Origin of the sequence: Kribbella sp. NPDC056345 (genome assembly GCF_042262745.1) — a bacterium.
GTDB lineage: Bacteria > Actinomycetota > Actinomycetes > Propionibacteriales > Kribbellaceae > Kribbella.
Map to the genome: position 1 here is coordinate 343,168 of NZ_JBHJQQ010000004.1, position 25,500 is coordinate 368,667.

The 25,500-nt window shown below is 68.1% G+C and carries 28 protein-coding genes and 3 tRNA genes; 19 read left to right on the forward strand and 12 right to left on the reverse strand.

Annotated features, from left to right (window positions below; all coding sequences use genetic code 11):
- The 7 genes from ssuE to ACFCV3_RS16515 are packed head-to-tail and all read left to right on the forward strand — an operon-like array spanning position 1 to position 8,264.
- Positions 1–1,056: an NADPH-dependent FMN reductase gene (gene ssuE / locus ACFCV3_RS16485; protein WP_376030853.1), complete on the forward strand. Its 1,056-nt coding sequence runs from the start codon at positions 1–3 to the stop codon at positions 1,054–1,056.
- Entirely contained in the window at positions 1,053–2,159 is a 1,107-nt protein-coding gene (locus ACFCV3_RS16490; RefSeq protein WP_376030854.1) for an LLM class flavin-dependent oxidoreductase, read from the forward strand. Before ssuE ends, ACFCV3_RS16490 begins: the two co-directional genes overlap by 4 nt.
- Positions 2,156–3,472: an NtaA/DmoA family FMN-dependent monooxygenase gene (locus ACFCV3_RS16495; RefSeq protein ID WP_376030855.1), complete on the forward strand. Its 1,317-nt coding sequence runs from the start codon at positions 2,156–2,158 to the stop codon at positions 3,470–3,472. Before ACFCV3_RS16490 ends, ACFCV3_RS16495 begins: the two co-directional genes overlap by 4 nt.
- Positions 3,469–5,352 (forward strand): FAD/NAD(P)-binding protein, encoded by a 1,884-nt coding sequence (locus ACFCV3_RS16500; RefSeq protein WP_376030856.1) that lies wholly within the window; start codon positions 3,469–3,471, stop codon positions 5,350–5,352. The genes ACFCV3_RS16495 and ACFCV3_RS16500 overlap by 4 nt, the downstream gene beginning before the upstream one ends.
- On the forward strand, positions 5,342–6,451 hold the full coding sequence (locus ACFCV3_RS16505; RefSeq protein WP_376030857.1) for an LLM class flavin-dependent oxidoreductase: 1,110 nt from the start codon (positions 5,342–5,344) through the stop codon (positions 6,449–6,451). Before ACFCV3_RS16500 ends, ACFCV3_RS16505 begins: the two co-directional genes overlap by 11 nt.
- Positions 6,448–7,224: a DUF1684 domain-containing protein gene (locus ACFCV3_RS16510; RefSeq protein WP_376030858.1), complete on the forward strand. Its 777-nt coding sequence runs from the start codon at positions 6,448–6,450 to the stop codon at positions 7,222–7,224. Before ACFCV3_RS16505 ends, ACFCV3_RS16510 begins: the two co-directional genes overlap by 4 nt.
- Positions 7,221–8,264, forward strand: a complete 1,044-nt coding sequence (locus tag ACFCV3_RS16515; protein WP_376030859.1) for an LLM class flavin-dependent oxidoreductase — start codon at positions 7,221–7,223, stop codon at positions 8,262–8,264. The genes ACFCV3_RS16510 and ACFCV3_RS16515 overlap by 4 nt, the downstream gene beginning before the upstream one ends.
- Here the strand turns inward: ACFCV3_RS16515 and ACFCV3_RS16520 are convergent.
- Positions 8,261–8,884, reverse strand: coding sequence for a DUF899 family protein (locus ACFCV3_RS16520; protein ID WP_376030860.1), 624 nt, complete (start codon positions 8,882–8,884; stop codon positions 8,261–8,263). The genes ACFCV3_RS16515 and ACFCV3_RS16520 overlap by 4 nt on opposite strands.
- A 193-nt stretch (positions 8,885–9,077) precedes the next feature.
- Between ACFCV3_RS16520 and ACFCV3_RS16525 the strand changes: the two genes are divergently transcribed.
- The 3 genes from ACFCV3_RS16525 to rpmG all read left to right on the forward strand — a co-directional run bounded on the left by ACFCV3_RS16525 (position 9,078) and on the right by rpmG (position 9,508).
- Positions 9,078–9,150, forward strand: a tRNA-Thr gene (locus tag ACFCV3_RS16525).
- Positions 9,151–9,200: 50 nt separating this feature from the next.
- Positions 9,201–9,277 (forward strand) — tRNA-Met (locus ACFCV3_RS16530).
- A gap of 63 nt (positions 9,278–9,340) precedes the next feature.
- On the forward strand, positions 9,341–9,508 hold the full coding sequence (gene rpmG, locus ACFCV3_RS16535) for a 50S ribosomal protein L33 (protein WP_012923742.1): 168 nt from the start codon (positions 9,341–9,343) through the stop codon (positions 9,506–9,508).
- A 58-nt stretch (positions 9,509–9,566) separates the two neighbouring features.
- Here rpmG and ACFCV3_RS16540 read toward each other — a convergent pair whose 3' ends face one another.
- On the reverse strand, positions 9,567–10,313 hold the full coding sequence (locus ACFCV3_RS16540) for a hypothetical protein (RefSeq protein ID WP_376030861.1): 747 nt from the start codon (positions 10,311–10,313) through the stop codon (positions 9,567–9,569).
- Between the two features lie 81 nt (positions 10,314–10,394).
- On the opposite strand from ACFCV3_RS16540, the gene ACFCV3_RS16545 reads away from it, so the two are divergent.
- From ACFCV3_RS16545 to ACFCV3_RS16555, 3 genes are read left to right on the forward strand one after another with little or no spacing between them, the layout of a single operon-like run.
- Positions 10,395–10,817 (forward strand): MaoC family dehydratase N-terminal domain-containing protein, encoded by a 423-nt coding sequence (locus tag ACFCV3_RS16545; RefSeq protein WP_132172869.1) that lies wholly within the window; start codon positions 10,395–10,397, stop codon positions 10,815–10,817.
- Positions 10,814–11,221 carry a MaoC/PaaZ C-terminal domain-containing protein gene (locus ACFCV3_RS16550; RefSeq protein ID WP_376030862.1) on the forward strand — a complete coding sequence of 136 codons (408 nt, stop codon included), beginning with the start codon at positions 10,814–10,816 and terminating at the stop codon, positions 11,219–11,221. Before ACFCV3_RS16545 ends, ACFCV3_RS16550 begins: the two co-directional genes overlap by 4 nt.
- Complete coding sequence (locus tag ACFCV3_RS16555) at positions 11,218–12,243, forward strand: UDP-N-acetylmuramate dehydrogenase (protein WP_376030863.1); 1,026 nt, start codon at positions 11,218–11,220, stop codon at positions 12,241–12,243. Before ACFCV3_RS16550 ends, ACFCV3_RS16555 begins: the two co-directional genes overlap by 4 nt.
- A gap of 126 nt (positions 12,244–12,369) precedes the next feature.
- Here ACFCV3_RS16555 and ACFCV3_RS16560 read toward each other — a convergent pair whose 3' ends face one another.
- The 4 genes from ACFCV3_RS16560 to ACFCV3_RS16575 are packed head-to-tail and all read right to left on the reverse strand — an operon-like array spanning position 12,370 to position 15,675.
- A complete protein-coding gene (locus ACFCV3_RS16560) occupies positions 12,370–13,044 on the reverse strand; it encodes a hypothetical protein (RefSeq protein ID WP_376030864.1) in 675 nt (224 codons plus the stop codon).
- 25 nt (positions 13,045–13,069) lie between these two features.
- Positions 13,070–13,708 carry a type IV toxin-antitoxin system AbiEi family antitoxin gene (locus tag ACFCV3_RS16565; protein WP_376030865.1) on the reverse strand — a complete coding sequence of 213 codons (639 nt, stop codon included), beginning with the start codon at positions 13,706–13,708 and terminating at the stop codon, positions 13,070–13,072.
- On the reverse strand, positions 13,701–14,327 hold the full coding sequence (locus tag ACFCV3_RS16570; protein WP_376030866.1) for a 2'-5' RNA ligase family protein: 627 nt from the start codon (positions 14,325–14,327) through the stop codon (positions 13,701–13,703). Before ACFCV3_RS16570 ends, ACFCV3_RS16565 begins: the two co-directional genes overlap by 8 nt.
- Positions 14,328–14,331: 4 nt before the next feature.
- A complete protein-coding gene (locus tag ACFCV3_RS16575) occupies positions 14,332–15,675 on the reverse strand; it encodes a hypothetical protein (protein WP_376030867.1) in 1,344 nt (447 codons plus the stop codon).
- Positions 15,676–15,928: 253 nt separating this feature from the next.
- On the opposite strand from ACFCV3_RS16575, the gene ACFCV3_RS16580 reads away from it, so the two are divergent.
- Positions 15,929–16,435, forward strand: coding sequence for a hypothetical protein (locus ACFCV3_RS16580; RefSeq protein ID WP_376030868.1), 507 nt, complete (start codon positions 15,929–15,931; stop codon positions 16,433–16,435).
- On the opposite strand, the gene ACFCV3_RS16585 is transcribed toward ACFCV3_RS16580, so the two are convergent.
- The 4 genes from ACFCV3_RS16585 to ACFCV3_RS16600 form a co-directional block, all read right to left on the reverse strand.
- Positions 16,432–17,802, reverse strand: coding sequence for a TrpB-like pyridoxal phosphate-dependent enzyme (locus ACFCV3_RS16585; RefSeq protein ID WP_376030869.1), 1,371 nt, complete (start codon positions 17,800–17,802; stop codon positions 16,432–16,434). The genes ACFCV3_RS16580 and ACFCV3_RS16585 overlap by 4 nt on opposite strands.
- Positions 17,803–17,831: 29 nt before the next feature.
- Entirely contained in the window at positions 17,832–18,437 is a 606-nt protein-coding gene (locus ACFCV3_RS16590) for a histidine phosphatase family protein (RefSeq protein ID WP_376030870.1), read from the reverse strand.
- Positions 18,437–19,474: an adenosine deaminase gene (locus ACFCV3_RS16595; RefSeq protein ID WP_376030871.1), complete on the reverse strand. Its 1,038-nt coding sequence runs from the start codon at positions 19,472–19,474 to the stop codon at positions 18,437–18,439. Before ACFCV3_RS16595 ends, ACFCV3_RS16590 begins: the two co-directional genes overlap by 1 nt.
- Before the next feature lie 64 nt (positions 19,475–19,538).
- Entirely contained in the window at positions 19,539–20,732 is a 1,194-nt protein-coding gene (locus tag ACFCV3_RS16600) for a pyridoxal phosphate-dependent aminotransferase (RefSeq protein ID WP_376030872.1), read from the reverse strand.
- Between the two features lie 300 nt (positions 20,733–21,032).
- On the opposite strand from ACFCV3_RS16600, the gene ACFCV3_RS16605 reads away from it, so the two are divergent.
- The 5 genes from ACFCV3_RS16605 to rplA all read left to right on the forward strand — a co-directional run bounded on the left by ACFCV3_RS16605 (position 21,033) and on the right by rplA (position 23,872).
- Positions 21,033–21,105 (forward strand) — tRNA-Trp (locus tag ACFCV3_RS16605).
- A 55-nt stretch (positions 21,106–21,160) separates the two neighbouring features.
- Positions 21,161–21,403 (forward strand): preprotein translocase subunit SecE, encoded by a 243-nt coding sequence (secE, locus tag ACFCV3_RS16610; RefSeq protein WP_376030873.1) that lies wholly within the window; start codon positions 21,161–21,163, stop codon positions 21,401–21,403.
- A gap of 76 nt (positions 21,404–21,479) precedes the next feature.
- Positions 21,480–22,622 (forward strand): transcription termination/antitermination protein NusG, encoded by a 1,143-nt coding sequence (nusG, locus tag ACFCV3_RS16615; RefSeq protein WP_376030874.1) that lies wholly within the window; start codon positions 21,480–21,482, stop codon positions 22,620–22,622.
- 12 nt (positions 22,623–22,634) lie between these two features.
- On the forward strand, positions 22,635–23,066 hold the full coding sequence (gene rplK, locus ACFCV3_RS16620; protein ID WP_132411459.1) for a 50S ribosomal protein L11: 432 nt from the start codon (positions 22,635–22,637) through the stop codon (positions 23,064–23,066).
- A gap of 83 nt (positions 23,067–23,149) precedes the next feature.
- The gene (gene rplA, locus ACFCV3_RS16625) at positions 23,150–23,872 is read left to right on the forward strand and encodes a 50S ribosomal protein L1 (RefSeq protein WP_376030875.1); all 723 of its coding nucleotides are present in this window, start codon (positions 23,150–23,152) and stop codon (positions 23,870–23,872) included.
- Between the two features lie 69 nt (positions 23,873–23,941).
- Here rplA and ACFCV3_RS16630 read toward each other — a convergent pair whose 3' ends face one another.
- Positions 23,942–24,337 carry a peptidase inhibitor family I36 protein gene (locus ACFCV3_RS16630; RefSeq protein ID WP_376030876.1) on the reverse strand — a complete coding sequence of 132 codons (396 nt, stop codon included), beginning with the start codon at positions 24,335–24,337 and terminating at the stop codon, positions 23,942–23,944.
- A gap of 105 nt (positions 24,338–24,442) precedes the next feature.
- Complete coding sequence (locus tag ACFCV3_RS16635) at positions 24,443–25,480, reverse strand: alpha-hydroxy acid oxidase (protein WP_376030877.1); 1,038 nt, start codon at positions 25,478–25,480, stop codon at positions 24,443–24,445.
- Between the last annotated feature and the right edge of the window lie 20 nt (positions 25,481–25,500).

The window sequence follows — 25,500 nt, forward strand, 5'->3', positions numbered from 1 at the left end:
ATGGCGACCATCGCAACGATCTCCAGCAGCCCGTCGGTACCGTCCCGGACCGACGCCGTCCTCGACTACGTCACCAAGCGTCTGATCAGTCACGGGCACGAGGTCACCCCCATCGTGCTCCGCGACCTCCCGGCCGAGCCGTTGCTGCACGGCGATGCCGACGACCCCGGTATCGCGGCCGCGGTCAAGACCCTGGAGTCGGCCGACGCGGTCGTCGTCACGACTCCGGTGTACAAGGCGGCGTACGCCGGTCTGCTGAAGGTGTTCCTGGATCTGCTGCCGCAGTACGCGTTGAAGGGCAAGACTGTGTTGCCGTTGGCAACGGGTGGGACGCCGGCGCACGTGCTGGTGATCGACTACGCGTTGCGACCGGTGCTGTCGAGTCTCGGTCCGAGTGCGATCACGCAGGGGTGGTTCGTGCTGTCGTCGCATATCAACCTGTACGACGGCGGCGGCGTACTGCTGGATCAGGTCGCGTCGGTGCCGCTGTATCAAGTCACCGAGGCGTTTCTGACGACTGTCGAAGGCGGTGAGCCGGTCGACAGTCCGCCGGTGCAGGCCGCGGCGATCGAGGTGCTCCGGGCCCGACCCGAGGACCCCGAGGCTGCGCCGCTGCTTGCGGATCTGGTGGTTGAGTACAGCACCCGCTACGGACGCACGAACGAGAACACCCAGCTCACCGAGGTTCCACCGACCGACTTCCACGCCGACAGCGGCGGCGCCTTCGTCCTGCTCCGGTACGGCGGTCAGACCGTGGCCGGCGGTGCCATTCGCCGGTACGACGACCAGACCGCCGAGGTGAAGCGGATGTGGACGTCGCACCTGCATCGCCGCCAGGGCCTCGGTCGCCGGGTGCTCGCCGAGTTGGAGCAGGCGGCGGTCGATCTCGGCTACCGCAAGCTCTACCTCACCACCGGCCCACGCCAGCCGGAAGCCGCCGCCCTCTACCAAGCCGTCGGCTTCGAACCGCAGTTCGACGTCGACGCCGACCCAGAGTCGATCGGCCCACTGCCCTTCACGAAAGACCTAACTCTCGCTCTCAAGGTGGCCTCATGAGTCGACTGATCACCGCTGTCGAGATCGACGGCGCCGGTGGACACCCTGGTGCCTGGCGAGGAGCGGACGTTGATCCGGGAGCGATCCTCACGGGCTCGTTGGCTCTGCGCGCCGTCCAGCGTGCCGAAGCCGCGGGCATCGACATCGCCACCTTCGCGGACACGTTGGAGGCGCCCGCCGACCACGCCGGCGCGGTGAGCGTGCGGCTGGACGCCCTCGGCCTGGCGGCCCGCATCGCGCCCGCCACCTCACGCATCGGCCTGCTGCCGACCATCACGGTCACCCACACCGAGCCCTTCCACGTCCAGGCCTCGGTCGCCACCCTCGACCACGTCTCCTCCGGCCGAGGCGGCTGGATCGCCGACGTCTCCACCTCCGCCGAAGCCGCCGCCGTCATCGGCCGCCGCGAACCAGCCCCCGCCACCGACCTCTGGCGCGAAGCCCGCTACGTCGTCGACGTCAGCCGCCACCTCTGGGACTCCTGGGACGACGACGCCATCATCCGAGACGCCCCCACCGGCCGCTTCATCGACCGAGACCGCCTCCACTACGTCAACTACCAATCCCCCACCTTCACCATCAAAGGCCCCTCCATCGTCCCCAGACCCCCACAAGGCCACCCGGTCACAGCAGTGCGGGTGAACACCCCGGAGGCACTCGAAGCAGCTGCTGGCGCCGAACTCGTCCTCCTGCCAGGACCCGAGAACCTGGCGGAACGAGTGGAGACGATCCGAGCGGCGGCCCGTGGCGAAGCTGTTGGGCGACGAGGCGCGGCAAGCTCCAACCGAGCGGGGGCTGCGGTGCTGGTGTCGGTCGGCGTACTGCTTGATGAGGATCTGGCTGCGGCTGAGCGGCGGGCGGAAGGGGGGTCTTTCGATTACGTGGGTGGGGTTGACGGCCTGGCGGAGCTGGTTCGGGAGTGGCAGGCGGCTGGGGTGGATGGGGTGCATTTCCGGCCGGCCTCGTTGGAGGTCGACGTACCGGTGATTGCGGAGAAGCTGATGCCGTTGCTGCGGGCAAGTACGTCGGAGTGGGTGACGACTTTGCGGGGCCGGTTGGGATTGGGGCGGCCGGCGAACAGGTATGCGGAGGGGGCTCGATGACGAAGGAGATTCATCTGGCGGCGCACTTTCCGGGGGTGAACAACACGACGGTGTGGGCTGACCCGGAGTCCGGTTCGCAGATCGACTTTGCGTCGTTCAGGCATCTGGCGACGACGGCGGAGCGTGGGACGTTCGACTTCTTCTTCCTGGCCGAGGGATTGCGGCTAAGAGAAGTCAAGGGGCGGATCCACGACCTCGACGTGGTCGGGCGGCCGGAGTCGCTGACGGTGCTCAGTGCGCTGGCCGCGGTCACCACTCATCTCGGCCTCGCGGCGACCGTGAACTCGACGTTCAACGAACCGTACGAACTCGCCAAGCGGATCGCCACCCTCGACCACCTGTCCGGCGGTCGCGCCGCCTGGAACGTCGTGACCTCCTGGGACGCGTTCACCGGCGAGAACTTCCGGCGTGGCGGCTACCTGGCGAAGGCCGACCGTTACGTCCGGGCGCAGGAGTCGCTCCGGATCGTCCGGAAGCTGTGGGACTCCTGGGCCGACGACGACCTCGTACTGGATCAAGAGGCGGGCGTGTTCGCCCGTGAAGGCACTGGGGCCTTTGCGGACGAGGGTGCGCACTTCGGGATCCACGGCCGGTTCGGATTGCCGCCGTCGCCCCAAGGGCGGCCGGTGGTGATCCAGGCCGGTGACAGCGATCAAGGCCGGGACTTCGCGGCGGCCGGCGCGGATGTGATCTTCAGCCGGCACGGTTCGTTCGCGGCTGGGCAGACCTTCTACAAGGACGTGAAGGACCGCCTGGCCAAGCACGGCCGCACCGAGGAGTCGCTGAAGATCATGCCCGCGGTCACGGTCGTCGTCGCCGACACGGACGCTGAGGCGGTTGACAAGGCGAGGTACATCCGCGAGCAGCAGGTCTCCGGTCCGACCGCGATCGTGCTGGCCGAGCTCATCTGGGGACGCGACCTCTCGTCCTACGACCCGGACGGCCCGCTCCCCACGGAGGATCCGGTCATCGGTTCGAACGTGACCCAAGGCCGGACCGGCTTCAACGATCCGGCGGCGATCATCAAGGAATGGCGCGAGGCCGCCGACGCGAACGGCTGGTCCCTGCGCCAGACGGTGATCAACCAGCAGAACCGCCAGACCTTCATCGGCTCCCCGGAGACCGTCGCCACCGAGATGAACCGCCACGTCCAGGAGAACGCGGCCGACGGCTTCGTCCTGGTCCCGCACCTGACCCCAGGCGGCCTCGACGACTTCGTCGACCGCGTCGTCCCGCTGCTCCGCGAACGCGGCGTCTTCCGCTCCGAGTACGCCGGTACGACGCTCCGCTCGCACCTCGGGCTAGCCCAATGAGCGTCAGCACGATCCACCGCAGACCGACCGTGGTTTTCGTTGGCGGGGGACCGCGGACGGTCGGCCTGCTCGAGCGGTTCGCAGCCAACGCGGATGAGCTGCTCGCCGACGGGCCGGTCGAGATCCATGTCGTGGATCCGTTCCCCGCTGGTGGCGGCCGGATCTGGCGGCGGGAGCAGTCCCGCCTGCTCTGGATGAACTCGATGACCTCGGACGTGACGATCTTCACCGACGAGTCGGTCGAGTGCGAAGGCCCGATCCGGCCAGGCCCCGACCTCGCGACCTGGGCCGCCGGTGCGGGCGCGACCATCCTGGAGCGAGCCGGGATCGAGCAGCCCGGCCCGATGGACTTCCCGCCGCGACTGGTCCAGGCGGAGTACCTGTCCTGGGTGTGGGAACGAGTCGTCCGTGACCTACCGGCCACGGTGACCACGCATCTCGAACGAGCGGTCGAGCTCACACCCGACCAGCGAGTGATCCTGGCGTCGGGCCGGGAGATCCAGGCGGACCTCGTCGTACTGGCTCTCGGGTATCTCGATCGGTTGCCCACGGCATCGGAGGCCGCCTGGGCCGCGCGAGCTGCGCAAGCTGGTCTCACCTACATCCCACCCGGCTACACGGCCGACGTCGACCTGGGCGGCCTGCAACCCGGTGAACGCGTCATCGTCCGCGGCTTCGGGCAGGCCTTCATCGACCTGATGGTCCTGCTCACCGAGGCCCGCGGTGGCTGGTACGACGAACACGACGGCCTGCTCACGTATCACCCGTCCGGCGCCGAACCGATCCTGTACGTCGGCTCCCGGCGCGGCGTGCCGTACCACGCGAAACTCGGCTACACCGTGGCCGGAACCAAGCCGGTGCCGACCCGCTACCTGACCAAGGCTGCGCTCGACGCCCTCGGTGACGGTGTGCTCGACTTCGACAGTCAGCTGCAGCCGTTGATCGACAAGGAACTGGCCTTCGCGCATTACCAGCAGCTGTTCACCGCGCACCCCGAACGGACCCGCTGGGAGTGGACGCTCTTCCGGGACGTCCTCGACCGATCGTTGCCCGACGCACCGGATTTCGTGGCTGCGGTGGAGACCGCCGTACCGGATCCGTTGGATCGGTTCGTCCGGTCGGCCGTGGATCGGCCGCTGCACGGGCGGTTCTTCGACGACTGGTACACGTTCGAGCAGTTCCTGACCGAGCTGATCGAGAACGACCTGCTGCGCCGCGCCAGCCCGGAGTACTCGGCCGATCTCGCCGTCTTCAACGCGTTGCTGAGCATCTACAGCGTGCTGTCGGTCGCGATCACCGAGGGCAGGTTGTCGGACGAGGACCGGGTTCGCCGGGTCGAGACCGAGTGGCACGGGTTCTTCTCGTTCGTCGCCAGCGGTCCGCCGCCGCGCCGGCTCGAGGAGCTGCTCGCCTTGCATCGCGCCGGAATCGTCCGATTCGCCGGGCCCGATCTGGAAGTTGCCATCGACAACGATCACTTCGTGGCGCAGTCCCCGGCAGTGGCCGGCAAGATTCAGGCCCGCGCCTTTGTCGAGGCACGGTTGCCGCGGCCCGACGTACTGGCTGCGACGGATCCCTTACTGCGTGGGCTACTCGCGGACGGAACGCTGGCGGCCGACGAGTTGTTCGCCGCGGACGGGACGAGTCTCGGCGGCGGTCAGCTGAAGGCGGATGCGCAGAGTCGTGCGATCCGCGCTGACGGTTCGGTCCATCCGCGGCTGTTCCTGCTCGGGCCGTCGGTCTCCGGTTCAGCCGGCTCGTCCGGCTTCTCCCGCCCGCACTTCAACGGTCCCGGCTTCCGGCAGAACGACGCCGTCGCCCGGAATCTGCTCGCCCTGCTCGCACCCGCCGTACGGAAGGAAGAACGTCATGCCAGTTGAGTTCCTGGGCATCGCCGGGACCAACCCGGCCAGTGAGGTCGAGCCGCGCACAGGTGGTGCGCTCGATCTGGAGTACACCGCGAAACTGGCCCGCGCTCACGAGGACAACGGCTGGGACCGGATCCTGTTCGCGTACCACTCGGGGTCACCCGATCCGGCGCAGGTCGCGGCGTACGTCGCCGGCCGGACCGAGCGGATCAACCTGGTCGTCGCGCATCGGCCGAACGTCGCCTACCCGACGCTGACCGCCAAGACCTTCGCGACGCTGGACCACATCAGTGGTGGGCGTTTCGAGGTGCACGTCATCACTGGCGGGTCGACCGCGGATCAGGCTGCCGAGGGTGACTTCCTGAGCAAGGACGACCGGTACGGGCGGACGCAGGAGTTCATCCAGATCCTCAAGCAGGCTTGGACCTCCGACGAGCGGTTCGACTATGCGGGCAAGCACTACCAGTTCGAGCAGTTCGTCGCGGATATCAAGCCGCTGCAGCAGCCCCGGCCGCGGATCTCCTTCGGTGGCTCGTCGGCCGCCGCGTACGCCGTCGGTGCGGCCGAGGCGGATATCTTCGCGCTCTGGGGTGAGCCACTGGCCGGGACGCGCGAGCAACTGGCCACGATCGACGCCGAGGCTTTGCGTTCTGGACGGGTTGATCGGCCGACCATCCAGATCGCCTTCCGGCCGATCATCGGCGCGACCGACGAGCTCGCGTGGGAGAAGGCCGAGCGCATCCTGGGCCGGATCAAACAGGTCCAGGCTGGTACGCCGTCGCCCAAGGCCCGACTGCGCTCGCGGACCAGCCCGGAGAACGCCGGTTCGCAGCGGCTGCTCAAAGCCGTGGCTGAGGGGGAGCGGCACGACCGTGCCCTGTGGACCGGGCCGACCGGTTTGACCGGCGCCGGCGGTAACTCGACCGCACTGGTCGGCACGCCGGACACGATCGCCGCTGCGCTCCTGGACTACTACGACCTGGGCATCCGGATCTTCTCCGCGCGTGGCTACGACATCTACGACGACGCGGTCGACTTCGGCCGCTACGTCATCCCGCTGGTCCGCTCCGAAATCGCCCACCGTGAATCCCGGAAGGACCTGGCCTCATGACTGTCGTCTCTGACTTGGAGCAGGACTGGCACACGTGGCATGCGGCGCGTGAGCAGGACCTGAACACGGACTACGGCTGGCTGACGATCGTCGGGTTCGACTGGCTTCCTGCTGAGCCGGGGGAGCTGTCCGGACTACCAGGGAAGTGGTGGGCGGCCGATGGCCGTGCGCACGTGGTGGCTGACGGCTCGTTGACGCTGAACGGTGAGCCGGTGCACGAGACCTCGGCGACGGTCGCTGAGGCTGGGTCGCTCAGCTGGCTGCTGTTCGGCAACCGCCTGGTTGAGCTGGTGCTGCGGGGCGGCCGGTACGCCGTCCGCCAGCGCGACCCGGGCGCTGCGACACGACAGGGGTTCACCGGAGTACCGACGTACCCGCTGGACCCGGAGTGGGCGGTGCGCGGCTGGTACACGCCGTACGGCGCTCCGGAGCGGGTCGAGGTGTCCACTGCGCGCGATGACCTGCGTCAGCACGTCACTGCGGTCGGTACGGTCCACCTGGCGCTGGGCGACTCGGCGTACGAGCTCGTGGCGACGGCTGCCTCGGACGGACGGCTCTCGCTGTCGTTCCACGACGCCACGAACGGCTCCGAGACTGCACCCTGGCGCACTGTGACCACTGGGGTGGTGGAACGCGACGGGTCGGTCCTGATCGACTTCAACCGCGCAATCAACCTGCCATTCGCCTTCACCGCCTTCGGCACCTGCCCGGCACCGGTGACAGGCAACCGCCTCGGAGTGCCAGTCGCCGCCGGCGAGAAGAAGGTCCGGTGAAGTTCTGTACCTACACGCTGATCGACAACTCCCCAGACCCGATCAGCGGCGTGCAACTGACGACGTACGAGCGTTTTCAGCACGTGGTTCGGCAGGCGCAGTGGGCCGAGGAGCTCGGGTTCGACGGGTACGGCGTGGGGGAGCGGCATGCACAGCGGTTCATCTCGTCGTCCCCGCCGGTGGTGCTGTCGTACCTCGCCGCAGTGACGTCGCGGATTCGGCTGTTGACGACAGTGACCGTGCTGTCGTTGCTGGACCCGGTGCGGGTCGCTGAGGACTACTCGACGCTGGACCAGCTGTCCGGCGGGCGTCTGGACATCATCATCGGCAAGGGGAACGACCCGGACCAGAACGCACTGTTCGGGTACGACCTGGATGGGCAGTGGGACCGGAACCGGGAGAAGTACGAGCTGCTCCGGCGACTGCTGCGGGAGACCGGGGTGAGCTGGTCCGGGACGTATCGGCCGGAGCTGGTGGAGGCGACCACGCAGCCACGGCCGTTTCGCACGGACGGCATTCCGTTGTGGCACGGGTCTGCGTCGTCTGAGGAGTCCACCGAACTTGCCGCGCGCTTTGGCGACCCGCTGTTCTCGGCCAACGGGTTCCACCCGCTGGCGAAGTACGCCGGTCTGATCCGGCACTACCGGGAGCGCTGGGAGGCGTACGGCCACGATCCGGCCGATGCTGTGGTTGGGGCAGGGTTCAACGGGCTCTACGTCCGCAAGAGCTCCCAGGATGCGCTGGACGGCTACCGGCCGATCTTCGACGCCTTCATGGACTCACCTGGCGCGCGCCACAACCAGCTCCCGTTCAAGACACTGGAGGAGTTCCTTGAGCAGGGGTCGGTGCTGGTGGGGTCGCCGGAACAGGTGATCGACAAGTTCGGCCGCTACCAGGAGGCGTTCGGGCATGAGTTGTCCGGCGTCTCGCTGGAGGTGCCGGGTCTCCCCGAGGCCGAGAACCGCGCCTCGGTGGAGACCTTCGTCACAGACGTGATGCCGGTACTGCGTTCGTCGTACCCGTCCCGGGTCTGGGACTAGCCGTAGGTCGGGTGCTGTGGCCAGCCGGCGGGGGAGTCCTCCCACTCCTCCTGCCGGCCGTACGGCGCCAGGTCGAGGATGTTGTTCTCGAACAGCAGGCGGTCGACGCCACGCGAGTAGGTGGAGTACGTGCGGTAGACGGTGTCGCCGTCTCGGAGGAAGACGCTGAGCAGGAAGCCGCCCCCGGCGCCAGAGTCGGCGGAGAACGTCGTACCGGCCGATGAGGCGTACGGGACGCTCCAGCCCATCTGCTCCCAGTAGCCCGTCATCTGGGCCAGTGGCATGTCCGAGACGGTCGCCCAGGCCACTCCGCGCTTGGCCAACCCGGCCAGGTTGGCCACGTTCTTGGTGAAGCCCGTGCAGCCGGGGCAGAAGTGATCCGGGCCGTTGTTCATGAACTGGTAGAGCGCGAGCTGCTGCTTGTCGCCGAACAGCTCCAGCAGCGTCACCGGGCCAGTGGGCGACTCGAACGTGTAGTCGTCGAACCGGACCATCGGGAGCCGGCGGCGTTGGGCCGCCAGCTTGTCCTGGGCCCGGGTCGCCGCCTTCTCGGCCGTGAGTAGCTCAGCTCGCGCCTTCTCCCACTCCTCGGCCGAAACCACTGTCGGTAGTGCGGTCATCTCGTCGTCCTCTCATCGTGCCGGTGTCTACCTGTACGACGGAGCCGGGTCGCTGTTCTCGACATCGGGGACCTGGTCAAAACCACTACCCAGGACCCGGTATGATTTCCGGGTCGGACAGAGGGGGGCACACAGTGCGCCCGGCTCGATTTCACATCGAGGCGGCAGACCGTGTAATCTCTCTCCTCGGCCCGCCCCTTTAGCTCAGTCGGCAGAGCGTCTCCATGGTAAGGAGAAGGTCTACGGTTCGATTCCGTAAAGGGGCTCTGAGATCGACAACTCATCCGGTTCGCCGGATGAGTTGACGAACTCTCCTGGCGGGGTAGCTCAGGTGGTTAGAGCACACGGCTCATAATCGTGGTGTCGCGGGTTCGACTCCCGCCCCCGCTACCACGCGACGCAGTATTCGAGAGTGCGATCACCCAAGTTGCGCACTCATGAGGTAAAGAGGCAGCAGTGGCCAAGTCGACCGACATCCGCCCGAAGATCACGCTGGCGTGCACGGTGTGCAAGGAGCGCAACTACATCACCAAGAAGAACCGGCGTAACGACCCGGACCGTCTGGAGATGAAGAAGTACTGCGCACGTTGCAACGACCACACGGACCACCGCGAGACCCGCTGACCTCAGCCAGTCTTTCGCGAGGGCCGCTCCGGGTGACCGGGGCGGCCCTTTCGCTGTTTCAGACCGAGACGATCGGCCGGCCGGCTTCGTACGCCGCCAGTCGCTCGTCGCGCGGCGTCAGACAGCAGGAGCCGCAGAGCGCCCCGTCGCCGGACTCGCTCGTGTAGTAGAGACAGCAGGTCTTCCGTAGGTAGACCAGCTTCCCGCCGGCCAGCTCCACGTCCCCCAGCTTGGCGAGCCCGGCCGGAGCCTTCGCGACGAACGTCTGCCAGCGCTCCAGCAGGAAACCCGGGTCAATCGACTCCTCCTCCCGCGTCGCGGCGCAGAATGCCATGGCGCAGCCCGCCGCCACTCCACCGTGCACCTGGCGCAGACCGGCTCTGGTCCGGCGGTGCAGCTCCTCCGAGAGCGGGAGCAGGTGCTGACGCAGGACTACGTCGTACAGGGTCTCCAGACCGCCGGGGAGGTAGTCGGCGGACCCGATGGCGACTGCGGCCAGCCCGTGGCCGTCGTGTGGCCTTACCCACAGGTTCTGCGGCCGGATGTCCAGGACGTGGCCTTCGAGGGCCCACAGGAGCAGCGCGGCCGCTGGTGCGCGGCCTGCGTAGAAGGACATCAGGCTCAGCGCGTTCGCATGCGCCGAGACATGCCCGCTCGCGTCGTTGTCCCGCTTGAGCAGCTCGGTCAGCTCCGGACCGTCCGGCTCCAGGAGGTGGTCAACCCGCAGCCATTCCGGGCCGCTCGGCGTACCGATCTCCAGCTTGTAGCGGGGCGCGTACCTGGCCAGCGCCGTTACTGCCGTCACGTTCGACCTTCCCCAGTCGGGTCTCAGGGTTTGCTGGGTGGCGGCTTCCCGGAGATCAGTCTGCCAGTAGGCTCTGACGATATGACGATCGACGCCACGATGGTCGGCCGGAGCTACGCGGCCGCCGAGAGCTACCAGGTCGGCCGGGAGAAGATCCGGGAGTTCGCCGCCGCGATCGGCGACGACAACCCGGCGTACACCGGCGACGACGCGGTGGCACCGCCGACGTTCGCGTTCATGCTCGGCAGCCGGGCGCTGGAGCAGCTGCTGAACGACGAGGAGCTCGGGCTGCGGCTCGACCGGATCGTGCACGGCGCGCAGAAGTTCAGCTACACCCGCCCGATCAAGGCCGGGGACGACATCGCCGCGACCGCGACCATCACCACCGTCCGCAAGGCCGGTGACGTCGAGGTGATCATGTACGAAACCGCCCTCACCACGGTCGACGGCGAGCCGATCGCCACCTCGACCTCCACGATCTCGCACAACCGGGCGGATTCATGAAGTCTGTTGAGGTGGGCACCGAGCTGCCCGCGCTGACCGTGACGTTCCGCCGCGAGGACCTGGTCCGGTACGCCGGTGCCAGTGGCGACTTCAACCCGATCCACTGGAGCGACCGGATGGCGGCCGCCCTCGGTCTGCCCGGCGTGATCGCGCACGGCATGCTGACGATGGCCTCCGCGGTCCGCGTCGTCACCGACTGGCTCGACGACCCGGCCGACCTGGTCGAGTACGGCGTACGGTTCACCAAGCCGGTCGTCGTACCGGATGACGCCGACGGCGCCGAGGTGACGTTCTCCGCCAAGGCGGACAAGGTCGCCGACGGGCTCGCCGAGTTCGACATCACCGCGATCTTCGGTGGCGAGAAGGTCCTCGGCCGGTCCCGGGCGGTCGTGCGCGTCTCGTGAGAACCCAGGTACCACTGGCCGGCTTCACCACCCTGCGGATCGGCGGGCCGGCCGACAAACTCGTCGAGGTGACCACCGAGGACGAGCTGATCACCGCCGTCCGCGACGCCGACGCGGCGGGTGAACCCGTCCTGCTGCTCTCCGGCGGCAGCAACGTCGTGATCGGCGACGACGGCTTCCGCGGCACCGTGATCAAGATCGCCACCAAGGGCATCAAGGCCGACGCCGACGCCTGCTCAGGCGCGATGGTCCACATCCAGGCCGGCGAGGACTGGGACGCCGTCGTCCAGCGCGCGATCGCCGAGGAGTGGAGCGGCCTCGAGTCGATGTCCGGCATCCCCGGCCTGACCGGCTCGACCCCCGTCCAGAACGTCGGCGCCTACGGCCACGAGGTCGCCGAAACGATCGCCTCGGTCCGCGTCTGGGACCGGGCCGAGTCCCGGATCCGCACCATCTTCGCCGCCGACTGCGGTTTCGCCTACCGGTCCTCGATGTTCAAGTCCGCGCCCGAACGCTTCGTCGTCCTCGAGGTCGCCTTCCAGCTGAAGCTCGGCAACCTCTCCGCCCCCATCGGGTACGCCGAACTCGCCCGCGTCCTCGACGTCGACCCCGGCACCCGCGCCCCCATGACCGAGGTCCGCGAAGCCGTCCTGGCCCTGCGCCGCAGCAAAGGCATGGTCCTCGACGCAGCCGACCACGACACCTGGAGCGCCGGCTCCTTCTTCACCAATCCCCTCCTCGCCACCCCCGCCGAGGTCCCCGCCGGCGCCCCCCAATGGCCCCAGCCCGACGGCCGCACCAAAACCAGCGCCGCCTGGCTGATCGAACACGCCGGCATCCCCAAAGGCTTCACCCTCGGCGCCGCCGCCGTCTCCACCAAACACACCCTCGCCCTCACCAACCGAGGCACCGCCACCGCCAAGGACCTCCTCTCCCTGGCCACCCACGTCCGCTCCCAGGTCCACCAAGCCTTCGCCATCACCCTCATCAACGAACCAGTCCTGGTGAACTGCACCCTCTGAGCGGCAGTTGGACAGCGTTCAGGTGCCTTAGTAAGCTGGTGACAGCAAAGGCTTCGGCTTCTCACCCTCGGTGAGTGAGCCAGGTTGGCCCTCGGTGTAGCTACGGCAGCCGGGGGTTTGCTGTTTCTAGGGGAGCTGTACGACGTGTGCGAGGTCCTCGATCACCGCGAACAGGTCGCCGCGTCCGCCCACCGTCTTCTGGCGGTAGGCGCTGCAGGCCAGGTCGGGCAACCACAGCAGGTGCTCCGAACCAGGGGAGATCGACACCAGCGCCATCGACTGAGCGATCGCCCCAGAACCGATCAGGTCCGCTCGGACAGCGCGGTCGTAGTTGTTGATGCGCGCCACCCGATGCTCCTCGATGACCGCGAGCTCCACCGGCGGGTGACTTCCGCTCTCGGCGGTGTGCAGCGCAGTCAGGAGCCGTCCCAGGACGCTCCCGCGAGCACGCGTCCCGTCCTTGTCGTCATCGTCGGCGACTGAAGCTTTGTCGACGATCAAGCACGTCTCCTCCGGAAACCGAAGGGTCTCCAGCAGGGTTCGGACGTGTGCCCGGCCGCTTGTGGAGCGCAGCTCGTTGGTGGTGTGCCACCAGCCAGTGGGGACGAGGTCGTCGAGTTCGTTGCGTAGGGCATCGCGATCGGGCTCGAGCACGACGACGGCTGCCATGACGTAGAAGCGAGACCGGCCGTCCTTCTCGACGTGGTAGGTCTCATCGAGGTATGCGACCGGACCGGCGCCGATCTGCTCGTAGTGTGCCTTCAGGACGCCGCGTTGTCCCGGCCCGGCCGGCGGCGTCATCGGACTGGGCCAGGCGTCGTCGGGGTCAGTAGCGCCATTCGTAGAGGTGGTTGTGCATCCAGTTGTAGAGGTGGGTGGATGGGGGTGTGGGGTTGCCGTTTGCCTTGCTGAGGAGGTCGGCGAGGACTTGGGCTGGGGCGGCTAGGCGGAGGCCGGTGGGGGTGCTGCGGCGGCGGAGGTAGACGACGTCGATCGGGGGTTCGGCGAGGACGACGTTGCCGGTGGGGGTTGGGGTGAGGCCCCAGGCGGTGGCGGCGGTTTGGGCTTCTGGGGTGTAGATGAGGGTGTCGTCGTCGGCTGGTGTTCTGGTCCAGAAGGCGGCTGCGTGTGCGCCGGTGAGGGCGTATCTGAGGGGGCTGGTGGCTAGGCGGTCGGGAAAGTTGCCGGGGGCCTTCCAGCGGGAGAGCTGGCTGGTTGTCGGTATGGGGTAGTTGGTGGCCCAGCGGCTGAGCAGGAGGGACCAGTCCGGTACGCCGATGATGCCGCCGCGGCGACGGTCGACCAGGGACTGCGACTGCAGGTCGTCGACGACGCGGCGTACCTCGAGGGCAGGGGCCTGGCTGAGTTCGACGAGGTCGTGGGTGGTCCAGATGGAGCGGTAGTCCAGGAGCGCGCGGATGATGCGGGCTGCGCTTTCCTCGGCTGACATCGGCGCGTCAGTCATGTGGGCGGCCGAGGGTGACGGTGACGTACGGCGTCCATTGGTAGCAGAGGTGGTCTCGGTTCAGGTCGATCAAGGTGACCTCGTTGAGGTAGAGCTGGGTGGACTTGTCGCCGAACTCGGCGACGCGCTTCCGGAGCGGTTCTGCCGGTGCGGACTGGTTCCAGTAGCCCAAGGAGATGTGCGGATCGAGGTCGGGGAACGCGGGGAGCGAGTCTTCGCCCCAGATCTCCTTGATCGCGTCGCGGAGCAGGATCCGGAGCTTGCGGAGTTCGTTCGCGGGGCGGACCGGTAGCTGAAGGCTCTCGAGTTCGACGACTGCTGGGCCGACGGTCACGCTGAACGGATCCATTGACCCGAGCCGGCGGCGAGTGGCGTCGACGATCGGCGTCAGGTCCTCAGGGGTGAGCTTGTCGGCGAAACCGACGCCCTGCACTGTCAGGTGCAGCCATTGGCGGGGGACGGGCGTGAGCTCGGGGAGCGAGGACAGGAGGGGGTCGTAGCTGCTGCGTAGGGCCGCGAGTGCTGACGCGTAGCGGAAGGTGATGTGCCAGGTGTAGAAGGATCGTCCCTGTCGCCAGCCCGGACGCCAGTACCAGTGATCGCGGACGTCGTCGATCATGTGGCTAGGACTCCTTTGCGGTGAGAGAGGGCGGTCGGTAGGCGGTTCGCCGGCCGGGCAGGTCGGGGCGATAGATGAAGTCCCGGATGCGTTCGCGGAGCTGCCGCGCTCTTGCGACCCGGGTGAACGGCGCGGTCAGGGCGGCGACCTCACCCATCCGGTGGATCAATGGCCGGACCCGATACTCCAGGGCCGTGTCGAGGACGGGCTCGACAGCGGCGATGGCACCGTCGAGCTCCCCGAGCGTCAGATGCGCGATCGCCTGCTGGAGCCTGACCATCCGCTCGGAACCTGGATTGCGCAGGACGTGCGGTCTGGACTCGAAACACGCCACCGAACGGTCGGCGTGGACGAGCGTTTCGTGAGCATCACCCAGCGCCAGTTGGGCATGCGCCCACAAGCCCTCGGCGCGTTCCGGGGTACACAGCAACGGTCCGCCGAGCTCGGGAACCGACGGCATGCCCGGAACCTCCTGGGCAGCGGCCAGCGCCGTACGGGCCTCGCTGATCTGTCCGGATCGCGCGAGGTCGACCGCCAGGGCACTGGACAAGAACAGGCGGGACGTCCCCGCGGCGTACCGCAGGCCGTCCTGGGCATGGTCGGCGGCCCGGACGAACTCGTCCTGCCAGAACGCGGCCGTGTGCTGGGTCGCGCGGATCCAGCCGCGGAGCTCGTTGTGGTCGGCCGCTTCGGCACAGGCCCAGGCCGTCCTGGCGTGGCTCTCGGCCACTTCGGGGCGGCCGAGGTCGACCGACATCCAGGCCAGCAGGGTGATCGCCCAGCCCGCGGCGGCGTACAGGTCCCGGGACTGCTTCGGCGACTGGCGGCCCTCGAGCAGGACGAAGGCGCGGTCCCGGACGGCCCGGCTGCGTTCGAACAAGGGCTTCGTGGGGGTGTGCAGGTAGAGCTGGGCGATTCGCTCGATGTCCGCGTGCAGTTGCTCGACCGTGAGCTCACCGACGTTCGACTCCTCGGCGAAGGTCAGGAGCGCGATCGACTCGTCGCCGGCGCGCCCGACCTCCTCGTCGATCCCGAGGGTCGACGGTGGCTCCAGCTCCGGCTCGGTCGTCGGTGTGCCGGGCGGCGGCACGAAACCCAGTTCGTTGTCGGAGGCAACGTTCAGGATGTAGCGCAGGCCGGAGCGGTAGGCGGCGCCGGGCCAGCGGACCGCGCCCCGCTCGAGCTTCGCGATGTAGTGGCCGTCGAGTTCGTAGCGGACCTCGGTCGTCTCCCAGAGCCACGCGCAGACGGCGTCCGCGAGCTCGACGCGGGACATACGTTCGCCGGGTGCGCGCCGAGAGGGGGTGCGCTCTCGTGCGCTGCGCAACAGGTCATTGGCGGCTGGCATGGCGGTAACTGTAGGTGTGCGAACACCCTCCGCAACGACGGAAAGTGCGGCTGCGGACGATCTGCCCCTGGATGCCCCGGAATGCCCCAGGATGCCCCAATTTTCATCGATGGAAATACGGTCGCGGCCGAAAAACGCGACGTTCCGACGGGCCGGCGGGGCAGTTCGGGGCAGCTGTATCGGTCGCTGAGCGTGAACACCCGGGGCATCCCGGGGCAGATGAGGGCTTCCCTTCGTGAATTAGGGTCGTGGCGTGGCTGAGGAAGCTGTGACGACGTTGCGTGCCGGGTTGGGGCGGTTCGGGCGAGGTGAGGAAGGGTTCGCCTTGCTGGAGGTGTTCTTGGAGGTGGCGGAGCCTTGGTTGGGGCCGGTGGTGCTTGATCCGGTGGGGTTGCGGTTGCCCGACGAGATGACGGATGACCGGGTGCTGGTGCAGGGGCTGATCGAGGCGATCGAGGCGGAGCCGCCGGTGTCCGGGATCTTCCGGTCGGCGGAGCGTGAGTACGACATGACGGATCCGCAGGCGCGGTGGGACTACGTGCGGCTGGCGCACTGCTCCAAGCTGGCGACGGTGTGGGGCGAAGGGCGCCGTACGACGTACTTCGAGGCGGCGGACGGCGTCACCGCGACCTATTGGTTGCCGGAGAGCCTGAAGCTGGCGTTCTTCGAGGCGATCCAGGCCAAGGGCTGGGCGGTACCGGCCGATTGGTTGGCGGCGGTCGGCAAGCAGCCCAAGCCCTGGTGGAAGCGCGGCAGCTAGTTGACTGCCGGGAGACGGGTGAGTGCTTGGGCGACGGCGGCCTGGAGGTCGGCGTCGTCCCAGTTGCGGTCTGTCATGCTGCCGCTGAGGTAGGCGTCGTACGCCGCGAGGTCGAGGTGGCCGTGGCCGCAGAGGGCGGTGAGGATGACCTTCTCCTCGCCGGACTCCTTGCAGAGCAGGGCTTCCTCGATGGCGGCTGCGAGCGCGTGGGTGGGCTCGGGCGCCGGCACGATTCCCTCGGTGCGGGCGAACTGGAGACCGGCCGCGAAGCACTCCGACTGCGGTTTGGCCACCGCTTCGATCTCGCCGGTCTCGTAGAGATGACTGATGATCGGACTCATCCCGTGGTACCGCAGGCCGCCGGCGTGGATCGGGTCCGGGACGAAGTCGTGGCCGAGGGTGTGCATCTTCATCAGCGGGGTCAGGCCGATCGTGTCGCCGAAATCGTAGGCGTAGGTGCCCTGCGTGAGCGACGGGCAGGCGGCCGGCTCGACCGCGCGGACCACCGGGGACATCCGGCCGGCCCACTTCTCCCTCAGGAACGGGAAGGCGAGACCGCCGAAGTTCGACCCGCCGCCGGTGCAGCCGACCAGCAGATCCGGTGTCTCGCCGACCATCGCGAGCTGGATCAGCGCTTCCTCGCCGATGATCGTCTGGTGCAGCAGCACATGGTTGAGCACCGAGCCGAGCGCGTAGTGGATCTCCGGCGACCGGACCGCGGCCTCGACCGCCTCGCTGATCGCGATCCCGAGTGAGCCGGTGGAGGACGGATCCGCGGCCAGGATCTTCCGCCCGGCCTCGGTCAGGTCGGAGGGGCTCGGGTGCACGGTCGCACCGAAGACCTCCATCATGGTCCGCCGGTACGGCTTCTGGTCGTACGACGCACGCACCTGCCAGACCTCGCACTCGAGCCCGAACTGCGCACAGGCAAAGGCCAACGCCGTCCCCCACTGCCCGGCACCGGTCTCGGTGGTGAGCTTCCGGACGCCGGACTTGGCGTTGTAGTACGCCTGCGGGACTGCCGTGTTCGGCTTGTGCGACCCGGCCGGCGAGACCCCCTCGTACTTGTAGTAGATCCGCGCCGGCGTATCGAGCGCCTTCTCCAGCCGATGTGCCCGGTACAGCGGACTCGGCCGCCACAACCGGTACACATCGAGCACCTCACCGGGGATGTCGACGTACTGCTCCTGGGAGACCTCTTGCATGATCAGGTCCATCGGGAACAACGGCGCCAGATCCTCTGGCCCCACCGGCTGCCCTGTCCCCGGATGCAGCACCGCGGGCGGCGGTGTCGGCAGGTCGTGCAGCACGTTGTACCACCGGGTCGGCAGCTCGTCCTCGGGTAACAAGATCTTGGTAGCCGTCATGCGGCAATCTTGGCCGCCCCCGACACCCCTCACAATGCCCTGAACCCGAACCCACGAGGCATTTGTCCGGCACTCTGCAAGCGGTCGATCCGGCCGTCCGCGGTCACCCGGAAAACCACGTCCGACGGATGATCCCGGCCCATCGCCGCATCCACATCGAGCCCGGCCAGCCGCCGTACCAGCAGTCGCCCCACCATCTCGTGCGAAACGATCAGGGCACGCCGTACCTCAATGCTCGCCAGCACCTGCACGATCCGTACGTCGGCATCCGCGTAGCTCTCACCGCCGGGAAACCGATAGGTGTACTTCGACAGTGCCCGCGCCGCACGTTCACCCGGCCAGCCGGCGTCGATCTCGGCCGAGGTGAGGCCGGACCACTCACCGTGGTCGAGCTCGGCTAGGTCCGGCAGCACATGTACGCCGAGGCCGAGGGCGTCGCCGATGACGTGAGCGGTTCGCTGGGCGCGGCCGAGTGGGCTGCTGTAGATGGCGTCGATGTGCTCGGCACGCAACAACTCGGCGTTGCACTGGGCCTGTTGCACGCCGAGTGGGGTCAGTGGTGAGTCCAGGCGGCCTTGGCGGCGGCCGGTGAGGTTCCACTCGGTCTGGCCGTGGCGGGCCAGGTAGGTCGGCACTAGTACGACGCGAGTGTGGCGGGGGTGTTGAGCCAGTCGTCGATGTCGGTGAGGAGCGACTTCTGGACGTCAGGGGGAGCGGTGGCGGCGAGGATGGAGGAGCGGGCCAGGTCGGCCAGCTCTTCGTCGGTGAAGGCGTGCACGCTACGGGCGGTCTCGTACTGCTCCGCCAGGCGCGAGCCGAACAGGAGGGGGTCGTCGGCGCCCAAGGCGATCCGGGCGCCCGCTTCGTACAGGTGACGGAGGGGGACGTCCTCCGGGTGCCGGTAGACGCCGAGAGAGACGTTGGAGGCTGGGCAGACCTCTAGGGCTACCTGGGCGTCCACAACGCGCTTGAGCAGCTCTGGGTCCTCGACAGAGCGGACGCCGTGGCCGATGCGGCCGGCGCCGAGCTCGTCCAGGCAGGTGCGGACGGTAGCGGGGCCGCAGAGCTCACCACCGTGCGGTGCTGCGAGCAGGCCGGCGTTGCGGGCGATCCGGAAGGCCGGGGCGAACTCCGACGTCGTACCGCGGCGTTCGTCGTTCGACAGGCCGAAGCCGACCACGCCACGGCCGGCGTACTGGGCGGCGAGGCGGGCCAGGATGCGGGCGTCGAGGGGATGGCGGGTGCGGTTCGCAGCGATGATCACCTGGACGGCGATGCCGGTCGAGGCCGCAGCGTCCCGGGCCGCGTCCAGCACCAGGTCGGTGAACTCGGTGATGCCGTGGAAGCGGTTCGCATACCCCGACGGGTCGACCTGGATCTCCAGCCACCGGGAACCGTCGGCACGGTCGTCCTCGGCCGCCTCCCGGACCAGACGCCGTACGTCGTCCTCCGTGCGCAGCACCGAGCGCGCGATGTCGTAGAGCCGCTGGAAGCGGAACCAGCCCCGCTCGTCGGCCGCGGACAGCTCCGGAGGCCATTCGGTTCGTAGTGCGTCGGGCAGCCGGACCCCGTGTTTGTCCGCGAGCTCGACCAGCGTCAGATGCCGCATCGAGCCGGAGAAGTGGAGATGCAGATGTGCCTTCGGCAGCACCCGCAGGTCACGCTGCGTCATTACCGAAGGTTACAGAGTCCCTACCCGCCCGGTGAAATCCGGGCGGGCAGGACCCCGAGGTGATTCAGCTCAGCAACTTCGCCATCCGGCCGATGCCCTCGGCCAGGTCCTCGTCGCCGAGCGCGTACGACATCCGCAGGTACCCGGGCGCACCGAACGCCTCACCCGGTACGACGGCCACCTCGGCCTCGTCCAGGATGATCTCGGCCAGCTCGGCGGACGTGGCCGGCGCCCGGCCGTTGATCTCCTTGCCGAGCAGGCCCTTCACCGACGGGTACGCGTAGAAGGCGCCGGTCGGCGTCGGGCACTCCACACCGGGGATCTCGTTCAGCAGCCGCACCATGGTCCGGCGCCGGCGGTCGAAGGCGACCTTCATCTCCTCGACCGCGCTCAGGTCGTTGGTGAGGGCGGCGATCGCGGCCCGCTGGGCGATGTTGCCGACGTTCGACGTCTGGTGCGACTGGAGGTTGGTGGCCGCCTTGATGACATCCTTCGGGCCGATCATCCAGCCGACCCGCCAGCCGGTCATCGCGTACGTCTTGGCGACCCCGTTCAGTACGACGGTCCGGTCCGCCAGCTCCGGCACGACCACCGGGATCGACGTCGACCGGACGCCGTCGTACGTCAGGTGCTCGTAGATCTCGTCGGTGATCACCCAGATGTCGTGCTCGAGCGCCCAGCGGCCGATCGCCTCGATCGACTCCCGGCTGGCGACCGCACCGGTCGGGTTGGACGGTGAGCAGAACAGCAGGGCCTTGGTCTTGCCGGTCCGAGCGGCCTCCAGCTGCTCGACGGTGACCAGGTAGCCCTGTGACTCGTCCGCGAGCACCTCCACCGGCACGCCACCGGCCAGCAGGATCGCCTCCGGGTAGGTCGTCCAGTACGGCGCCGGCAGCAGCACCTCGTCACCTGGGTCGAGCAGGGTCGCGAAAGTGTTGTAGACCGCGTGCTTGCCGCCGTTCGTGACCAGGACCTGGGCAGCCTCGATCTCGTACCCGGAGTCGCGCTTGGTCTTCTCGACGATCGCCTGCTTCAGCTCCGGCAGACCGCCGGCCGGGCTGTAGCGGTGGTTCTTCGGATCCCGGGCCGCCTCGACAGCCGCCTCGACGATGTAGTCCGGCGTCGGGAAGTCCGGCTCGCCCGCGCCGAAGCCGATGACGGGCCGGCCGGCGGCCTTGAGCGCCTTGGCCTTGCTGTCGACCGCCAGGGTTGCCGATTCGCTGATGGCGCCGATCCGCGCCGAGATCCTGGAACTCATACCGCCATCCTGGCAGCACCGCCCGGGAGGCGGCCCGGCAATATCGGGACCCGGACCGGTGTGATCCGGGGAACACGCAGGGGGTGCGGTCCGTTGTGTCCGAGTGCAGGCTGTATGGTTCTGGTCGCGGTACGGCGCCCGGTTCGGGGGCTGTGCGGGTCAGGAGCAGGCAGGACGACGCCGACAGGCCGAGTTCGACCAGGTGGCTCCGAACCCGTACACTCTTCTAGTCCGGGCGTTGATGGCCCTGACTCGGCATGCCCGAGTTCAGGTCCTGTGCGGCGTCCGGATGGATTGCAGAGGGCACTAGCTCAACTGGCAGAGCATCGGTCTCCAAAACCGAAGGTTGGGGGTTCAAGTCCCTCGTGCCCTGCACATCCTGACCGGCGCAGGGCCGGTCAGGCCGCCGCTAGCGAAAGAGGTAGGTCGTGACGGAGACGCGCACCCCGGCACCGTCCGGCGCCGGTCAGCCTGCGGAAGGCAAGCAAGGCAGAGGCCTGCTGCGTTTCTACCGCCAGGTGGTCGCCGAGCTCCGCAAGGTCGTCTGGCCCACCCGCAAGCAGTTGTCCACCTACTTCGTGGTGGTGCTGACCTTCGTGGTGTTCGTCATCGCGATCGTCTCGGTCCTCGACCTCGCCTTCGGCTGGGCAGTACTCAAGATCTTCGGCTGAGGCCGACACCGCCCACGCAGGCCGGGGAGCCGGGCCACCGCCCGTCCCCGACGCCAGATCCAGAACCGATCCACAGATGACGGAGTACGACGTGTCAGAGCGCGACGACGAGGTCCTTGAGCTCAAGGACGAGTTCGACGTATCCGACTCCGACGACGACCTGGATCTCGACTTCGACGAGACCACTGTCGTCGAGGACGACGACCTGTTCGCCGACGACGGTGACGACCCGTTCGCGGGCCTCGACGACGAGGACTCCGACGACGAGACCGACGAGGTCGTGGTCGAGGAGCCGGAGTACTCCGCCGACGACGAAGCCGAGGAAGGCCCGGCCGAGACCGACGACTCCGACGACGAGCCGGTCGTCGTGGTCGCCGCCGCGGACGACGCCGAAGCGGCCGAGGTCGTGACGCAGTCCGATGTCGAGGACGCCGCCGAGGAGCTGGCCGGCGAGACCGGCCAGACCGCGGCCGACGACAGCACCGAGTCGGAGCCGACCGTCGACGCGGTGGTCTTCTCCAGCGCGGACGACGACGCCGACGACGCGGCCCTGGCGGTCGCCGCCGCGGCTGCGCAGGCCGACGAGGACGAGGAGCCGGGCGACCCGCTCGAGGAGCTGCGCAGCCGGCTCCGCTCGCAGATCGGCGACTGGTACGTCGTACACACGTATTCAGGGATGGAGAACCGGGTCAAGGGCAACCTTGAGAACCGGATCAACTCCCTGAACATGGAGGACTTCATCTTCGAGATCGTCGTGCCGACCGAAGAGGTCGCCGAGATCAAGAACGGTCAGCGCAAGATGGTCAAGCGCACCGTCCTCCCCGGTTATGTCCTGGTCCGGATGGATCTGACCGACGAGTCCTGGTCGACCGTGCGGCACACGCCGTCGGTCACCGGTTTCGTCGGCAACAGCCAGAAGCCGGTCCCGCTCAGCCTCGAAGAGGTCGAGAAGATGCTCGCTCCGGCCGTCGTTGCGGCGGCCGAGGCGGCGGCAGCCGAAGCAGGTGCCGCACCCGCCAAGACGGCGGCCAAGAAGAAGGTCGAGGTGGCCGACTTCGGGGTCGGCGACTCGGTCATGGTGGTGGACGGGCCGTTCGCGACCCTGCACGCCACGATCACGGAGATCAATGCCGACGCACAGCGGATCAAGGCGCTGGTGGAGATCTTCGGCCGGGAGACCCCGGTGGAACTCAGCTTCAACCAGATCCAGAAAGTCTAAGGACCCGACAGAATGCCTCCCAAGAAGAAGATCGCTGCCCTGGTCAAGGTGCAGCTCCAGGCCGGCGCAGCGACGCCCGCCCCGCCGGTAGGTACGGCGCTCGGCCCGCACGGTGTCAACATCATGGAGTTCTGCAAGGCGTACAACGCCCAGACGGAATCCATGCGTGGCAACGTGGTCCCGGTCGAGATCACCATCTACGAAGACCGTTCCTTCACGTTCGTCACCAAGACGCCGCCGGCGCCCGAGATGATCAAGAAGGCCGCTGGTCTGCAGAAGGGTTCGGCTGTCCCGCACAAGGACAAGGTCGGCAAGATCACCAAGGACCAGGTCCGCGAGATCGCCACCACCAAGATGCCGGACCTGAACGCCCGTGACATCGACGCCGCGATGAAGATCATCGAGGGCACCGCCCGTTCCATGGGTGTGACCGTCGAGGCCTGAGCGCCGCGGCAGCACCAGCACCACGAGTAGTTGTGGCAGGGCGTAGCGCCGCCCGGAGACCACACCCCAGAGAGGAAACAGCAATGGCACTGCGCAGCAAGGCATACCGCGCAATCGCGGACAAGATCGACTTCGATCACCTGTACTCCCCGCTCGAGGCGATCCGGCTGGCCAATGAGTCCGCCGGGACGAAGAAGTTCAACTCGACCGTGGACGTCGCGATGCGCCTCGGGGTCGACCCCCGTAAGGCCGACCAGATGGTGCGCGGCACCGTCAACCTTCCGCACGGTACCGGCAAGACGGCACGGGTCCTCGTCTTCGCCACCGGTGACAAGGCCGAGGCCGCGAAGGCCGCCGGCGCCGACTTCGTCGGTGACGACGACCTGATCAAGAAGGTGACCGACGGCTGGCTGGACTTCGACGCCGTCGTCGCCACCCCTGACCTGATGGGCAAGGTCGGCCGGCTCGGTCGCGTCCTCGGCCCGCGTGGCCTGATGCCGAACCCGAAGACCGGCACGGTCACCCCGGACGTCACCAAGGCCGTCACGGACATCAAGGGCGGCAAGATCGAGTTCCGGGTCGACCGGCACGCGAACCTGCACTTCATCATCGGCAAGGCGTCGTTCGACGAGGCCCAGCTGGTGGAGAACTACAGCGCGGCGCTCGAGGAGATCCTGCGGCTGAAGCCGGCCAGCTCCAAGGGCCGCTACATCCGCAAGGCGGTGTTCTCGACGACCATGGGCCCCGGTGTCCCGGTCGACCCGAACGCCACCCGCAACCTCCTCGAGGAGAACGCGGACGCCTGATCCACAGGTTCCACACAGCAAGGCCCCGGGATTCCTCCCGGGGCCTTCTGCTTTGGCGGGGTACTGCGGCTACAGCCGCAGCTGGGACTCGCCGTACCAGGCGGAGCTGTCGGTGCTGCTGCCGCCGGGCCGGATCGACCAGACCTGTACGCCGGTGGTGTCGTAGAACCGGGCGGTGTAGGGCGTGTTGTTGACGTAGGACATGACGCCCCAGCTCCGGGGCTGCTCGTTGAGGCCGTACCTGCTGAGACTGTATACGCCGCCCTTGGACGAGAACTTCCGCTGAGTGAAGTTCGTCCCGGCGTAGAGACACAGATAGTTGTCGGGGCATCCACCGAGGCCGACCATCGGCACGGCTACCGACGAGGCGGTCTGGGCAGGGGCCGGTGCGGCCTGCGCGACTGCAGGCGTCCCGAGCGCTGCCAGGCCGATGAGCCCGAGGGCGGCCGTCAGTTTCTTGACCACGATGTTCGCTGCCTTTCGTCGATGCTCCGCTACTTACGGAAAACAAGCGTTTCAGGCAGGCAGGCGGCGCGCCAGGTCCACACGCCGAATTGCACGTTGTTGCAATTAGGTGCGCTGGGCAACCAAATCCGGGGTGAGGTCGGCCAGGCGGGGGACGCCGACCAGTTGAAGGGTGTGTTCGAGCTCTTCGGCGAGCTCGGTGAGCAGGCGCGTGACACCGGACTGGCCGTCGACGGTGAGGGCCCAGAGGGCTGGGCGGCCGACGAAGACGGCGCGAGCACCGAGCGCCAGGGCGGCGAGGACGTGTTCGCCGCGGCGGATACCACCGTCGACGTACAGCTCGGTGGTCGTGCCGGCCAGGGCCTCGGCGACCTCGGGGAGCGCCTGGGCAGTGGGGATCGAGCCGTCGAGCTGGCGACCGCCGTGGTTGGAGACGATGATGCCGGCGGCACCTGCGTCCGAGATGCGTTTGGCGTCGTCGCCGCGTAGGACGCCCTTCACCACGACCGGGAGTCCGGTGCGCTCAGCCAGCCAGCCGATCACGTCGGGCGTCAGGTCATCAGCCTTGTCGAGATCCTCGTCGGTCCAATCACCCTCGGGGACGTTGATCCGCAGCTGACCCGGCTGGACGTACGACCACACCACCGGACCGTCGTCCTCCTTGCGCCCGACCACCGGGGTGTCGACCGTGAGGACGATCGCCTTCGCGCCACCGGCGACGGCCGCGTCGAGCATCTGCTCGGTGATACTGCGATTCCGCACGATGTAGATCTGCAGCCACCACGGGACCCCGGTCGCGCCGAGGTCGGCGAACCGGGTCCCGGCATTGCTGGACACACCGAGCAGCGATCCGGCATCGCGGACACCGTTCGCCATCGCGATCTCCCCGTCGGGATCCGCCAGCCGCTGCAGCGTCGACGGCGCAACGAGCACCGGCGACGAGACCGGCGTACCGAGCACGGTGGTGCCAAGCTCGATCGACGACACATCCTGCAGAACGCGCGGCCGAAACCGGTACGACGACCAGGCCGCAACCGCCTCCCCAACGCTGATCCCGCCGGCGGACCCCTGCCGGTAGTAACGATGCACAGCCTCCGGCAACTTCTCCGCGGCCGTCCCCTCCAACGCATCAATCCATCGCATGCGGCCCATCGTCGCACCCG

Bases quoted from the DNA above. Each gene is read 5' to 3' on its own strand.
- ACFCV3_RS16505 (WP_376030857.1), top strand. From the start codon at position 5,342: ATGCCAGTTGAGTTCCTGGGCATCGCCGGGACCAACCCGGCCAGTGAG.
- ACFCV3_RS16600 (WP_376030872.1), bottom strand. From the start codon at position 20,732: ATGAGTTCCAGGATCTCGGCGCGGATCGGCGCCATCAGCGAATCGGCA.
- ACFCV3_RS16595 (WP_376030871.1), bottom strand. From the start codon at position 19,474: ATGACGCAGCGTGACCTGCGGGTGCTGCCGAAGGCACATCTGCATCTC.
- ACFCV3_RS16550 (WP_376030862.1), top strand. From the start codon at position 10,814: ATGAAGTCTGTTGAGGTGGGCACCGAGCTGCCCGCGCTGACCGTGACG.
- ACFCV3_RS16575 (WP_376030867.1), bottom strand. From the start codon at position 15,675: ATGCCAGCCGCCAATGACCTGTTGCGCAGCGCACGAGAGCGCACCCCC.
- ACFCV3_RS16585 (WP_376030869.1), bottom strand. From the start codon at position 17,802: ATGACGGCTACCAAGATCTTGTTACCCGAGGACGAGCTGCCGACCCGG.
- ACFCV3_RS16560 (WP_376030864.1), bottom strand. From the start codon at position 13,044: ATGACGCCGCCGGCCGGGCCGGGACAACGCGGCGTCCTGAAGGCACAC.
- ACFCV3_RS16565 (WP_376030865.1), bottom strand. From the start codon at position 13,708: ATGACTGACGCGCCGATGTCAGCCGAGGAAAGCGCAGCCCGCATCATC.
- ACFCV3_RS16520 (WP_376030860.1), bottom strand. From the start codon at position 8,884: ATGACCGCACTACCGACAGTGGTTTCGGCCGAGGAGTGGGAGAAGGCG.
- ACFCV3_RS16570 (WP_376030866.1), bottom strand. From the start codon at position 14,327: ATGATCGACGACGTCCGCGATCACTGGTACTGGCGTCCGGGCTGGCGA.
- ACFCV3_RS16500 (WP_376030856.1), top strand. From the start codon at position 3,469: ATGAGCGTCAGCACGATCCACCGCAGACCGACCGTGGTTTTCGTTGGC.
- ACFCV3_RS16495 (WP_376030855.1), top strand. From the start codon at position 2,156: ATGACGAAGGAGATTCATCTGGCGGCGCACTTTCCGGGGGTGAACAAC.
- rplK (WP_132411459.1), top strand. From the start codon at position 22,635: ATGCCTCCCAAGAAGAAGATCGCTGCCCTGGTCAAGGTGCAGCTCCAG.
- ACFCV3_RS16545 (WP_132172869.1), top strand. From the start codon at position 10,395: ATGACGATCGACGCCACGATGGTCGGCCGGAGCTACGCGGCCGCCGAG.
- ACFCV3_RS16490 (WP_376030854.1), top strand. From the start codon at position 1,053: ATGAGTCGACTGATCACCGCTGTCGAGATCGACGGCGCCGGTGGACAC.
- ACFCV3_RS16635 (WP_376030877.1), bottom strand. From the start codon at position 25,480: ATGCGATGGATTGATGCGTTGGAGGGGACGGCCGCGGAGAAGTTGCCG.
- ssuE (WP_376030853.1), top strand. From the start codon at position 1: ATGGCGACCATCGCAACGATCTCCAGCAGCCCGTCGGTACCGTCCCGG.
- ACFCV3_RS16510 (WP_376030858.1), top strand. From the start codon at position 6,448: ATGACTGTCGTCTCTGACTTGGAGCAGGACTGGCACACGTGGCATGCG.
- nusG (WP_376030874.1), top strand. From the start codon at position 21,480: ATGACGGAGTACGACGTGTCAGAGCGCGACGACGAGGTCCTTGAGCTC.
- rplA (WP_376030875.1), top strand. From the start codon at position 23,150: ATGGCACTGCGCAGCAAGGCATACCGCGCAATCGCGGACAAGATCGAC.